Below are 13309 nucleotides of genomic sequence, written 5' to 3' on the forward strand. Positions count from 1 at the left end.
GAGGGAGATCCGCAGGCGGCCAATGGGGATATTGCAACGATCCGGAATGGGGTGGGAATGATTATTGAACCGCGCGTGCGAGGCTTCATCTGCACGACGGCACATCCCGTCGGCTGCGCCACGAATGTCCGCGAACAGATCGCGTATGTGCTCAAGCAGGGTCCGGTCGCGGACTGCCCGAAACGGGTTGCCGTGCTGGGCTGCTCGACGGGCTATGGTCTCGCGAGCCGCATCGTTGCCACCTTCGCCGGCGGCGCCGATACGATCGGCGTGTCGCTGGAGCGCGAGCCATCGGAAAAGAGAAGCGCCAGCGCCGGCTGGTACAACAACCGCGCCTTCGAGATCGAGGCCCAGAAGATCGGACGCTCGCCGCTCACGCTGGAGGGCGACGCCTTCTCCGACGAGATGAAGAAGGACTTCATCGGGCGCGTGCGCGAAAAATTCGGTCAGCTCGACCTGTTGGTCTACAGCATGGCAGCTCCGGTCCGCACCGATCCGGACACCGGCAAGACCTATCGCTCGGTGATCAAGCCGCTCGGCGCTCCGGTCGAGATCAAGACGCTCGACACCGAGACCGGCGAGGTGTTCCAGACCACGCTCGAGCCCGCGAACGAGGAGCAGACCGCGGCCACGGTCGCGGTGATGGGTGGTGACGACTGGAAACGCTGGATCGACCAGCTGGCTGACGCCGGCGTACTGGCGCCGGGCTTCCGGACACTCAACTACACCTATATCGGCAGCGAGCTGACCTGGCCGATCTACTGGAACGGCACGCTCGGCCGCGCCAAGGTCGATCTCGACCGCAAGGCGGAAGCGATCCGGGGCCGGCTCGGCGCGGACGCCGCCCGCGTCGTCGCGCTGAAGGCCGTGGTCACCCAGGCGAGCTCGGCCATTCCGGTGGTGCCGCTCTATGGCACAGTGCTGTTCAAGGTCATGAAGCAGCTCGGGCTGCATGAGGGCTGCATCGAGCAGATCGACCGCCTGTTCCGGACGAAGCTCGGCAAGGGCGTCGCGCTCGACGATACGCAACGCATCCGGGTCGACGATTGGGAGCTTTCGCCCGAAGTGCAGACGGAGGTGTCGCGGCGCTGGCCGCTGCTCACCACCGAGACGCTCGGCGAGCTGGCGGATCTCGGCGAATACAAGAGCCAGTTCCTGCGCCTGTTCGGCTTCGGCATCGACGGCGTCGATTACACGCAGGACGTCGATCCGCGCGTCGTGCCGGGTTAGGCGGTTCGGGAAGCTACTGCTGTCATCCGGCTACGCGAGCCTCACCCGGCCGCGATCTTCTCTGCCCGCTGGAAGGCGGGCCGCGCCACGCAGCGGTCGATATAGGCCTCGAATGACGGCCGCGGCGGCACCATCTTGAAGATGCGTACCGCAAAGTTCAGCCCCGCGCCGATCGCGATGTCGGCGGCGGAGAACTGCTCACCGAGGATCCATGGCCCCTTCTGCAGCTCGGCGTCGAGCACGTCGAACACCTGCGCCGCGCTGCCCCAAGCGGCGGTGCTGGTCGGCACTTCGAGCTTGGTGAAGAGCTGGATCAGGGCCGGCTCGATGCAGCCCGGCGAGAAGAACAGCCATTGCAGATAGCGTGCGCGCTTCGGATCGGTCACGGCCGGCGCAAGCTTCGTTTCGGGATAGCGGTCGGCGATATAAGCGCAAATCGCCGCAGCCTCGGCGAGCTGCGCATCGCCGTCGGTCAACGCCGGCACCTTGCCCATCGGGTTGATCTTGAGGAACTCCGGTGACTTCTGCGCGCCGGTGCTGATGTCGGTCAGCACCCGCTCGTAGGGCAGGCCGGATTCTTCGAGCAACCAGATCGCGGAGAACGAGCGCGAGCGTGGCGACCAGTACAGCTTGATCATGGTGCTTCAGCCTTTCTGCGACGTGGACGAACGGGCCCGTTCATCGCGCGTCCGGCTCCAATTGGCAACATACGACGGCTGGACGAGCGCTCCGGCCTCAAATCGATATGCTGGCCAACTCAATGATCTGGGGCAGATCAGCCGCAAGCCCTCTTCCACCGTTAATACTTCATCATCAACCCGTTCAGCGGGTTGATCTTCTCCGCTTCATACAAGAAGCCTTCACATTCGTACCAGCGCCAGGCCTTTTCGTTTCCGCTCGCGCATTTCAGCCAGACCTCGTCGGGCATCTGCTCGCGTGTGAAGGCAAGCAAATGGCGCCCGACGCTCCTGCCCTGATAGCTGGGGGCGACGAAGAGCTGATCGAGGTAATGGTCGGATATGTGCAGCGCCAACATGCCGGCGAGCGTACCGTTGTCGTCAGCGACGAACAGACTCCAGCCTTGCGCGATCTCGTGGCGCACACGCTCGCGCAGATTGGAGAGCAGGGCGTCATTGGCCTCGGCGAGACCAGTCGTGACCCAGCTCTCCATCCAGACCAGGGCGATCTCGTCATACTCGTCCGGCCGGGCGATGCGGATCACCAGTGGCGTCATTGTCGATCTCTCGGACTGCGATGCGTCTCGCGTGGAAGCGCGGCGTCTGTGGTGCGCTCAACCTACAGGATGATGATGCAGCCGGCGAGTTTTCGTCATCCGGTTCATGCGCCGCGTGTGCCAGCCCAAACAAAAAGGGCGGCCTCTCGGCCGCCCTTCGTTGTTTCGCTTCGAGCACGCTTACTCGCCGGCAGCTTCGCGCGGCGCCGGAGCGTCGGCCTTCTGCTTGGCCTCGAGGTCCTCGCCGGTCTCCTGGTCGACCGCCTTCATCGAGAGGCGGGTCTTGCCGCGATCGTCGAAGCCGAGCAGCTTGACCTTGACCTTGTCGCCTTCCTTGACGACGTCGGAGGTCTTCTGCACGCGGTTGGCCGCGAGCTGGCTGATGTGGACGAGGCCGTCCTTGGCGCCGAAGAAGTTCACGAAGGCCCCGAACTCCATCACCTTGACGACGGTGCCCTCGTAGATCTGGCCGACCTCCGGATCGGAGGCGATCGACTTGATCCACTTGATCGCAGCCTTCATCGCCTCGCCGTCGTTGGAGGCGACCTTCACGGTGCCGTCGTCCTCGATGTTGACCTTGGCGCCGGTCTTCTCGACGATCTCGCGGATCACCTTGCCGCCGGTGCCGATCACTTCACGGATCTTGTCGGTGGCGATCTTGAAGGTCTCGATGCGCGGTGCGTATTCGCCGAGTTCGGCGCGCGCTGCGGTCAGGGCCTTGGACATCTCACCCAGGATGTGGATGCGTCCTTCCTTGGCCTGGCCGAGCGCCACCTTCATGATCTCCTCGGTGATGCCCTCGATCTTGATGTCCATCTGGAGCGAGGTGATGCCCTGGTCGGTGCCGGCGACCTTGAAGTCCATGTCGCCGAGATGATCCTCGTCGCCGAGGATGTCGGACAGCACCGCGAAGCGCTGTCCTTCGAGGATCAGGCCCATGGCGATGCCGGCGGTCGGCCGCTTCAGCGGCACGCCGGCGTCCATCAGCGAGAGCGAAGCGCCGCAGACCGAAGCCATCGAGGACGAGCCGTTCGACTCGGTGATCTCGGAGACCACGCGGATCGTGTACGGGAACTCGTGATGCGGCGGCAGCACCGGGTGGATCGCGCGCCAGGCGAGCTTGCCGTGGCCGATCTCACGGCGCTTGGTGCCGCCGAGGCGGCCGGTCTCGCCGACCGAGTAGGGCGGGAAGTTGTAGTGCAGCAGGAAGGTTTCCTTGTACGTCCCCGACAGCGCGTCGATGTACTGCTCGTCCTCGCCGGTGCCGAGCGTGGTCACCACCATCGCCTGGGTCTCACCGCGGGTGAACAGCGCCGAGCCGTGGGCGCGCGGCAGCACGCCGGCTTCGGCGATGATGTTGCGCACGGTCTTGACGTCGCGGCCGTCGATGCGCTTGCCGGTGTCGAGGATGTTCCAGCGAACGATCTTGGCTTCCAGCTCCTTGAACACCGCGGCGACGCGGAGCTTGTCGTATTTCGGTTCCTGGCCCTCCGGGAAGAAATGCGCCAGCACCTTCTCCTTGACGGCGCCGACCGCGGCATAGCGTTCCTGCTTGACCGGGATCGCGTAGGCCTTGCGCAGGTCCTGCTCGGCGATGCCGAGCATCTCCTTTTCGATCTCCGAATTGTCGATCGTGGTGACTTCGCGCGGCTCCTTGGCGGCCTTCTCGGCGAGCTCGATGATCGCGTTGATGACGGGCTGGAAGTGGCGGTGGCCGAACATGACCGCGCCGAGCATCACGTCTTCGTTGAGCTCCTTGGCTTCCGATTCGACCATCAGCACGGCGTCGGCGGTGCCGGCGACGACGAGGTCGAGCTGAGTTTCGGCCATCTCGTCGAGCGTCGGGTTGAGGATGAACTCGTCATTGGCGAAGCCGACGCGCGCGGCGCCGATCGGGCCCTTGAACGGCGCGCCCGACAGCGTCAGGGCGGCGGAGGCGGCGACCAGCGAGACGATGTCCGGATCGTTCTCCATGTCGTGCGACAGCACGGTGACGATCACCTGGGTCTCGTTGCGCCAGCCGTCGACGAACAGCGGGCGGATCGGGCGGTCGATCAGGCGGGAGACCAGCGTCTCCTTCTCGGTCGGACGGCCCTCGCGCTTGAAATAGCCGCCGGGAATGCGGCCCGCGGCGTAGGTCTTCTCCTGGTAGTCGACCGTGAGCGGCAGGAAGTCGACGCCTTCGCGCGGCGCCTTCGCGGCGACGACGGTGGCGAGCACCACGGTCTCGCCGTAGGTCGCCATCACGGCGCCGTCGGCCTGGCGGGCAATCTTGCCGGTTTCCAGTTTGAGGGGACGGCCACCCCAGTCGATCTCGACGGAATGCGAATTGAACATTTCGGTTTCTTTCATGGTTTCACGAAAGCACGGCGCCCTGAAACACAAAGACCATGCCAAGACGGCGAGATACTGATGCGCTTGTCGCGACCAGCATCCGGCGATCCTGCCATGGTCCCTGGATTTCGGATGGCGTCCATCCTTTCGGTCATCTGGGCATCTTGCCCGGTCCAGCGGCCGGATTGCTGCTGGACGCTAGTGTGCATGGTGCGATTGCCATGCTGTTGCGCATGATCATCTTTCGACAATTCGAAAGCCCGAGTTCACGGACGACCATGCGAAAACGCGCGCGAACCTCGCGCGCGTGCTTCTCAAATCAACGACGGATGTTGTGCTTCTCAAGCAGCGCCTTGTAGCGCGCCTCGTCCTTGCGCTTGATGTAGTCAAGCAGGGAGCGACGCGTCGACACGAGCTTCAGGAGGCCGCGGCGTGAATGGTTGTCCTTCACATGGCTCTTGAAGTGCTCGGTGAGGTTGTTGATGCGTTCCGACAGGATCGCGACCTGGACCTCGGGCGAGCCGGTGTCGCCGGCTTTGGTGGCATTCGTCTTGATGACTTCCGCTTTGCGTTCTGCGGTAATCGACATCGTCAGTTACTTTCATTGTTGCGAGCCGGACCGGCAGTCAGTCCGTTCAGGTTGAACACGCGCTTGGGGATGAGTTCGCCATTGCCAATTTCAGCAAGCGCGAGAAGCCGGCCTGCCACCGTGACATAGACTGTGCCGCTAGTATTGGGCGCATCCCGTCCGCGCAACAAAACGGCCTGGCCCCTGTGGAGCCTTGCCGCATCAGCCCGTGTGACGGCCAGTGCCGGGATGTCGTCCAGCGCGGTCTCAACGGGCAAAAGCGCGTCGGCGAGGCTGCCCTCGCCAGACGCGGCTCTATTGCATAAAGCCTCCAACTGTTCCAGCGGAATCATGTCCCGTTCGGTAAACGGACCGACAAGGGTCCGCCGCAGGGCGCAGATATGGCCGAAACAGCCCAGAATTCGGCCCATATCGCGGGCCAGGGCCCGGACATAGGTTCCCTTGCCGCACTCGGCCTCGAACACGGATTGTCCGTTATCTCCATGTTCTACAAGGGTTAATTCGTGAATCTCGACTGGGCGGGGCTTCAGTTCCACAGTCTCCCCGTCGCGCGCTAGGTCATAGGCGCGCTCGCCCTGCACCTTGATGGCCGAATATTGCGGCGGGATCTGCTCGATCACCCCAGTGAAACGCGGCAGCAGCTCGCGGATCGAATCGGCGGTCGGCCGGCTCTCGCTGGTCCGGACCGGCCGTCCCTCGGTGTCGTCGGTGTCGCGTTCCTCGCCCCAGCTGACCGTGAAGCGGTAGCGCTTGCGGCCGTCCATCACGAACGGCACCGTCTTGGTGGCCTCGCCGAGCGCGATCGGCAGCCCGCCGGAGGCGAGCGGGTCGAGGGTGCCGGCATGGCCGGCGCGCTTGGCCTGGAACAGGCGCTTGAGCACGGCGACGGCCTGCGTCGAGGTCATTCCGATCGGCTTGTCGAGCACCACCCAGCCGTGGACGTCGCGCTTGTCGCGGCGCGGCTGCTGGTTTTGCTTGCCGTGCTTCTGGCGCGGGTCGTTGTTGGTGCGGCGCGCATCGTCGGTGCGCGGCCCGGCAAAGGCGTCCCGCTCAGCGTCGCGCGCGTCGGCATCCTTCGCGTCGATCACGCTGTTGGTCGTCATCACAGTCATTCCTCGTCGTCCGAATCGGGTGCAAGGTCTCGCTGCACCGCAGGTGTCCGCAGTAGTTTCTCGATGCGCTCCGCCTCGTCGAACCGCTCATCGACGCGGAAGCGAATGTCGGGTGCAAATTTCAGGTTGACGCGATGCGCGATCTCGCCGCGAAGGAACTTCTTGTTGCGCTCGAGCGCAGATATCACCGTGTCGGTGTCGCGGCCGCCGAGCGGCATCACGTAGATCGTGGCGAGCTTCAGGTCCGGCGACATACGCACCTCGGGAACGGTGATGATGTGGCCTTCCAGATCGGGATCGTGAACCTCACCCTGTGACAGAATCTCGGCAACTGCATGGCGAACCGTTTCGCCGACGCGCAGCTGACGTTGCGATCCGCCGGGGCTGGAACTCTTCTTTTGACGGGGCATGACCTTTTTCCAAAACCGTCGCGCCCGCCGGCCGTGGCCGCGGGCATCAATGTCCTAGCTTTGCTTTCAATCGGACGATGCGCGGGTGGCCGGACTGAAGTCCGGCCACGTCGTCGCATTTTCAGTTAAATGGACCCAACACCTAGTAAGATCTGCTCTTCGTAAGATTTGGACTTACAGAGAGCGCTGGATCGTCTCGATGCGGTAACATTCGATCACGTCGCCGACGCGCATGTCGCCGTAGTTCTCGAATGCCATGCCGCACTCCTGGCCGGCGACCACTTCCTTCACTTCATCCTTGAAGCGCTTCAGCGTCGACAGCTTGCCTTCGTGCACCACGACGTTGTCGCGGATCAGGCGAACATTGGCGCCGCGTTCGACGGTGCCGTCGGTGACGCGGCAACCCGCGACCTTGCCGACCTTGGAAATGTTGAACACTTCCAGGATCTGCGCGTTGCCCAGCATGGTTTCGCGCAGCGTGGGGGCGAGCAGGCCGGACATCGCCTTTTTGATGTCGTCCACGAGGTCGTAGATGATGTTGTAGTAGCGGATCTCGATGCCGTTGCGCTTGGCTGCGGCCGCCGCTTCCTTGTTGGCGCGAACCGAGAAGCCGATGATCGCGGCGTTGAAGCCTTCCGCCAGCGTGACGTCGGACTCCGAGATGCCGCCGACGCCGGCATGCAGGATGCGGGCGGCGACCTCGTCGGTGCCGAGCTTCTCGAGCGAGCCCAGGATCGCTTCCAGCGAGCCCTGCACGTCGGCCTTGACGATCAGCGGGAACTCCTTGCGGCCCGCGGTCTTGAGCTGCGACATCATCTGCTCGAGCGAGCCGCGCATGCCGGAGATCGAGGCAGCCGCGTTCTCGCGCTTCTGGTGCGCGCGGTAGCTCGTGACCTGACGGGCGCGGGCTTCGTTCTCGACGACGGCGAGACGGTCGCCGGCTTCCGGTGGGCCGTTGAAGCCGAGCACCTCGACCGGCACGGACGGGCCGGCCTCATCGAGATTCTCGCCCTGGTCGGAGATCAGGGCGCGGACGCGGCCCATCTCGGCGCCGGCCACGATGATGTCGCCGATCCGCAGCGTGCCGCGCTGGACCAGCACGGTCGCGACCGGACCGCGGCCGCGATCGAGCTTGGCTTCGATCACCGTGCCTTCCGCCGGACGCTGCGAATTGGTCTTCAGGTCGAGGATTTCGGCCTGCAGCGCGATCATCTCGAGCAGCCGGTCGAGATTGGTCTTGTTCTTTGCGGAAACCTCGACGTCGACGACGTCGCCGCCGAGCGATTCGACCTGCACCTCGTGCTGCAGCAACTCGGTGCGGACGCGCTCGGGCCGCGCATCGGGCTTGTCGATCTTGTTGATCGCCACGATCATCGGCACCTTGGCCGCCTTGGCGTGGTTGATCGCCTCGATCGTCTGCGGCATCACGCCGTCATCGGCGGCGACCACCAGCACGACGATGTCGGTGACCTTGGCGCCGCGGGCGCGCATCGCGGTGAACGCGGCGTGGCCGGGCGTGTCGATGAAGGTGATCTTGGTGCCGCTCTCGGGCGACAGCACCTGGTAGGCGCCGATATGCTGGGTGATACCGCCGGCTTCGCCCGACACCACATTGGCGTGGCGCAGCGCGTCGAGCAGCGAGGTCTTGCCGTGGTCGACGTGACCCATGACCGTGACCACGGGCGAACGCGGCTCGGTGTCGGTGGAATCGTCGACAACGTCGAACAGGCCTTCCTCGACGTCGGAGGCGGCGACGCGCTTGACGCTGTGGCCGAGCTCTTCGGCGATCAGTTGCGCGGTGTCGGCGTCGATCACGTCGGTGATCTTGTGCATCGCGCCCTGCTTCATCAGCATGCGGATGACATCGACCGCGCGCTCCGACATACGGTTCGCGAGTTCCTGGATCGTGATCGCTTCCGGAATGATGACTTCGCGGACCAGCTTTTCCTTCTGCTCGTTCGACGCATGTCCCTTCAGGCGCTGGGTGCGACGGCGGAACGAGGCGATCGAACGCTCGCGCACTTCGTCGACGTTGAGCGCGGTGGTCACGGTCAGGCGGCCGCGCTGCTTCTGCGGGCCGGGCTTGTGGGTGGTCTTCGGTGCGGCGGCGGGACGCACGATGCCGCCGGGGCGGCGCACCAGACGCGGACCTTCGTCCTCGTCGGCTTCGGCGGCAACGGCCGGCGGTTTCGCCGGCGCAGAGGCCGGCGTGCGCGCGGTTGTCGTGGTCGCCGGGCGGCCTGCGGGCGCGCGGGCGGCCGGAGCAGACGCGGGTGCGGCTGTGGCCGGCTTGGCCGGTGCAGCGCCAGGCGTCGCGCCCGGCTTGGCTTCGCCCTCGCCGAAGCGGCGCTTGGCCTCGACCTCGGCCTTGCGCTTGGCCTCTTCCTCGTGGCGGTGACGCTCCTCTTCCGCCTTGCGGCGGGCCTCGGCGGCCTCGCGCTCGATCTTCTCGGCAGCCTCGCGGGCGGCACGGCGCTTGGCTTCCTCTTCGGCCTGGCGGCGTTCCTCGATGTCGCGCTGACGGGCGTCGGCCAGCGCGCTGGCGCGCGCGGAACGCTCGTCTTCGGTCAAGGTCGGCAGCACCACGCCGGAGCGGGTGTTGCGCTGTTGCTGGCCGGGAGGCGGGCCCGAGGGGCGGCCCTGCGGCGGCCTCGGGGCGGGCGCCGCCGGCTTTGCAACCACGGGCTCCGGCGCATGCGCCTCGCCGGGACCTTCGCCACCGACGCGACGCTTGCCGCGCTTCTCGACCACGACCTGCTTGGTCCGGCCGTGGCTGAAGCTCTGGCGCACGGTGCCCGTCTCGACGCGCGGCTTCAGCGACAACGTCTTGCTCGGGACACTCAAAGTCTTGTCGCCAGGGGTCTTGGTATCAACCATTCAGCAGTCCTAATCTCGTTTCGCTGTGCGTTTACCGCACAAATCCTTCAACGTGTCGTCGTTTGCTGAGCATGATCCGGTCGGAAAGACGGCATCCGCCTTCCTGGATCAGGCTCTGGAATTTCTGGCCGCTTCGGCGGTCTTGTCGTCGTCGGCCATCCGGTATCGGACCAGCATCTGGCAGCGCGACAGGAACGTCTTGCTCGCCGGGCCCGCGAGCAGCGCAGCATGTATCACATTTGACCGCCCAAGTGCCAAATCCAATTCTTCCGACGTCAAAACATTGACGACGGCGATTACCGGCGATTCACCACGTTTTTCGCCCCTTTGCCGGACGATCGCGTCCAATTTGCGGATTCCGTCCGCTGCGCCGTCGGAAGCGTGGATCAGGGCTGCAGTTTCGTTCCGGTTGAGTGCGTCCTCGACCTTGCCGAAGCCTGCCACGACCTGACCGCCCTTGGCGGCCATCGCCAGGGCCTCGGTGACGCTGCGGACCAGGAGAGCGTCGGTGTCGGCGGGGAGGGTCGGCGCGACGCGGACATCGCGCTTGAATCCCTTGCTAAATTGGTGACGGCGGACCGCTTCCGCAACGCTGCGCCGCGATGCGGAGACCCATAATCCGCGGCCCGGCAGCTTGCGCTTGAGGTCCGGGATCACTTCGCCCGTGGGTGCGACGACGAACCGGATCAACTCGTCGATCGGACGCACCTCGCGGCTGACCGCGCACATCCGCGTGGTCGCGGACTTCTGCGTCCGCGGCCCATCGTCGAGATCGGGGTCAGCCTGAGCGAGCATCCGTAGGGCATCTCCATCATAAATCTGCGCGAGTTCTTATCGCAAAGCCGGTATCCACCTTTGCGGAACACGCGCTACGACGCCGCTTCTGCTTCGGCGGCCTCGGCCTCCTCGGCAGGCTTGGCGAGGTCGGCTTCGGTGATCCAGCCGGCCTTCAGGCGGGCCTGCATGATCATGGCCTCGGCCTCGTCGCGCGTGATCTCGATGCCATCGAGGAACCCGGCATGCTTGGTCGGCTCGCCGCCTTCCTTGCGCTCGGTCCAGCCGACCAGATCATCGGTGGCGCAGCCGGCCAGATCCTCGACGGTCTTCACATCGTTCTCGCCGAGCTTCACCAGCATCTTGCCGGTGATGCCAGGCACGTCCTTCATGGCGTCCTCGACGCCGAGTTCCTTGCGCTTGGCCTCGAGCTCAGCCTCGAGCTGCTCGAGATATTCGCGGGCGCGGGTCTGCAGCTCGGTGGCGGTCTCCTCGTCGAAACCTTCGATGCCGGCGAGCTCCTTGACGTCGACCAGCGCGAGCTCCTCGACCGAGGTGAAGCCTTCGGAGGCGAGCAGCTGGCCGACCACCTCGTCGACATTGAGCGCTTCCATGAATACGCGGGTCGAGTTCTCGAAGTCGGCCTGGCGGCGCTCCGACTCTTCCTGCTCGGTCAGGATGTCGATGTCCCAGCCGGTCAGTTGCGAGGCGAGGCGGACATTCTGGCCGCGGCGGCCGATCGCCAGCGACAGCTGGTTGTTGGTGTCGGGAACCACGACCTCGATGCGTTCGCGGTCCTCGTCGATCACGACCTTGGCGACTTCAGCCGGCGCAAGCGCGTTGACGACGAAGGTCGCGATGTCGGGCGACCACGGGATGATGTCGATCTTCTCGCCCTGCAGCTCGTTCACCACGGCCTGCACGCGCGAGCCGCGCATGCCGACGCAGGCGCCGACCGGGTCGACCGAGGAATCGCGCGAGATCACGCCGATCTTGGCGCGCGAGCCGGGATCGCGGGCGACCGCCTTGATCTCGACGATGCCGTCGTAGATTTCGGGCACTTCCTGCGCGAACAGCTTCGCCATGAACTGCGGATGGGTGCGCGACAGGAAGATCTGCGGGCCGCGGGTCTCGCGGCGGACGTCGAAAATGTAGGCGCGGACGCGGTCGCCGTTGCGGAACACCTCGCGCGGCAGCATCTCGTCGCGGCGCACGATCGCTTCGCCGCGGCCGAGGTCGACGATCACGCTGCCATATTCGACGCGCTTGACGATGCCGTTGACGATGTCGCCGATGCGGTCCTTGAATTCCTGGTACTGCCGGTCTCGCTCGGCCTCGCGCACCTTCTGCACGATCACCTGCTTGGCGGACTGCGCGGCGATGCGGCCATATTCCAGCGGCGGCAGCGTGTCGGCGATGGTGTCGCCGACCTGGGCGCCCGGATTGGCGCGCTGCGCATCCTGCAGCGAAATCTGGTTCGACGAGTTCTCGACGACATCGACCACCAGCATGTGGCGGGTCAGCCGCAGCTCGCCCTTCTTGGCGTCGATCTCGGCATGGACGTCGGTCTCGCTGCCGTAGCGGGCGCGGGCGGCCTTGGCGATGGCGTCTTCCATCGCCGCGATCACGATGGAGCGGTCGATCGACTTTTCGCGCGCAACTGCGTCTGCGATCTGCAGCAGTTCGAGTTTGTTGGCGCTGACTGCCATGGCTTAGTCTCCTTCGAATGGATCGATCTCGCCACGGCGCGCGCGCTCGGCGGCCAGGCGGTGCTTTTTGGTGTTGGTCGGGGCCGGCTTCTTGCCGGGCTTATGAGCAGGCTTGTCACCAGGCTTGGGTTTCGGCTTCTGGCTCTTCGCCGGATCGCTCTTCTTGGCGTGGGCCGGCTGCGGCGGCGCGAGGCCGAGCTCGCGGCGCAGCTCGCGCTCGGCGGCCTTGCCGCGGCGCATCGATTCCTCGATCAGCTCGTCGGTCAGCACCAGCCGCGCGTCCGAGATGTCCTCCATGACAAGGACGACCTCGGCGTCCTCGGTCGGGCGCGGGTCGTCGCGCCTGACGCGGACCGCATTGCCTTCTACGCCGGCGAGCAGGCCGCGAAATCGCTTGCGGCCCTGATGCGGCACCGCCATCTCGATCTTCACGAGATGTCCGGTGTAGCGCTCGAAGTCGGAGCGGCGCACCAGCGGCCGGTCGATGCCGGGCGAGGAGATTTCCAGCCGGTAGGCGCGCTCGATCGGATCGGCAACATCGAGCACCGGCGACAACGCACGCGAAATCGCCTCGCAATCCTCGAGCTGCATCGAGCCGTCGGGGCGCTCGGCCATGATCTGCACGGTGCAACCGGCGTCGCCGGAAACCTTGATGCGCACTAGGCGATAGCCCATGCCCTGCAACACCGGGACCGCGACCGCCGCGACGCGGGCCGCGACCCCGGGCTCGACGACGAGCCGCGGCTCGGCGAGCAGTTCGGTGTCCACGGGCGTGGCGGTCGGATCGGTCATGTCCAGTGTCAAAGGCTGTCTAGGGTCTAACGGCTGTCTGAGGTCTGTTGTGTTGTTCAGGTGGCCTTAAGGGGCCGCTAACGCTACCTAAGCCGGATCCGGCCTCGCCGGGTCCCGTCAGGTAATAAAAAAGAGCGGGTCCCGGGGGGCCCACTCTCCTACGCGATCGTATGAGATACCATAAGTTGCGCCCGATATAGCCCTTTTGCCGGGGCCCGGCAAGGCCTCCGGCCTGGGCGGAGGGCGAT

At 65.4% G+C, this 13309-nt stretch carries 11 protein-coding genes; 1 reads left to right on the top strand and 10 read right to left on the bottom strand.

The window, feature by feature from the left end; all coding sequences use genetic code 11:
- The first annotated feature begins 57 nt into the window (after nt 1–57).
- The gene (fabV, locus tag AKN83_RS31915; RefSeq protein ID WP_050406187.1) at nt 58–1230 is read left to right on the top strand and encodes an enoyl-ACP reductase FabV; all 1173 of its coding nucleotides are present in this window, start codon (nt 58–60) and stop codon (nt 1228–1230) included.
- 41 nt (nt 1231–1271) lie between these two features.
- On the opposite strand, the gene AKN83_RS31920 is transcribed toward fabV, so the two are convergent.
- The 10 genes from AKN83_RS31920 to rimP all read right to left on the bottom strand — a co-directional run bounded on the left by AKN83_RS31920 (nt 1272) and on the right by rimP (nt 13061).
- Entirely contained in the window at nt 1272–1868 is a 597-nt protein-coding gene (locus tag AKN83_RS31920) for a glutathione S-transferase family protein (protein WP_050406188.1), read from the bottom strand.
- A 161-nt stretch (nt 1869–2029) separates the two neighbouring features.
- A complete protein-coding gene (locus tag AKN83_RS31925) occupies nt 2030–2464 on the bottom strand; it encodes a GNAT family N-acetyltransferase (protein ID WP_050406189.1) in 435 nt (144 codons plus the stop codon).
- A gap of 180 nt (nt 2465–2644) precedes the next feature.
- Nucleotides 2645–4801 carry a polyribonucleotide nucleotidyltransferase gene (pnp, locus tag AKN83_RS31930; RefSeq protein WP_050406234.1) on the bottom strand — a complete coding sequence of 719 codons (2157 nt, stop codon included), beginning with the start codon at nt 4799–4801 and terminating at the stop codon, nt 2645–2647.
- Between the two features lie 316 nt (nt 4802–5117).
- Nucleotides 5118–5387: a 30S ribosomal protein S15 gene (gene rpsO / locus AKN83_RS31935; RefSeq protein WP_050406190.1), complete on the bottom strand. Its 270-nt coding sequence runs from the start codon at nt 5385–5387 to the stop codon at nt 5118–5120.
- A 2-nt stretch (nt 5388–5389) separates the two neighbouring features.
- Nucleotides 5390–6499: a tRNA pseudouridine(55) synthase TruB gene (gene truB / locus AKN83_RS31940; RefSeq protein ID WP_050406191.1), complete on the bottom strand. Its 1110-nt coding sequence runs from the start codon at nt 6497–6499 to the stop codon at nt 5390–5392.
- Complete coding sequence (gene rbfA / locus AKN83_RS31945; protein WP_050406192.1) at nt 6496–6909, bottom strand: 30S ribosome-binding factor RbfA; 414 nt, start codon at nt 6907–6909, stop codon at nt 6496–6498. Before rbfA ends, truB begins: the two co-directional genes overlap by 4 nt.
- Before the next feature lie 174 nt (nt 6910–7083).
- Nucleotides 7084–9786 (bottom strand): translation initiation factor IF-2, encoded by a 2703-nt coding sequence (infB, locus tag AKN83_RS31950; RefSeq protein WP_050406193.1) that lies wholly within the window; start codon nt 9784–9786, stop codon nt 7084–7086.
- 108 nt (nt 9787–9894) lie between these two features.
- Entirely contained in the window at nt 9895–10581 is a 687-nt protein-coding gene (locus tag AKN83_RS31955; RefSeq protein ID WP_050406194.1) for an RNA-binding protein, read from the bottom strand.
- 74 nt (nt 10582–10655) lie between these two features.
- On the bottom strand, nt 10656–12269 hold the full coding sequence (gene nusA, locus AKN83_RS31960; protein WP_050406195.1) for a transcription termination factor NusA: 1614 nt from the start codon (nt 12267–12269) through the stop codon (nt 10656–10658).
- 3 nt (nt 12270–12272) lie between these two features.
- The gene (gene rimP / locus AKN83_RS31965) at nt 12273–13061 is read right to left on the bottom strand and encodes a ribosome maturation factor RimP (RefSeq protein ID WP_050406235.1); all 789 of its coding nucleotides are present in this window, start codon (nt 13059–13061) and stop codon (nt 12273–12275) included.
- Between the last annotated feature and the right edge of the window lie 248 nt (nt 13062–13309).

The organism is Bradyrhizobium embrapense, assembly GCF_001189235.2.
GTDB lineage: Bacteria > Pseudomonadota > Alphaproteobacteria > Rhizobiales > Xanthobacteraceae > Bradyrhizobium > Bradyrhizobium embrapense.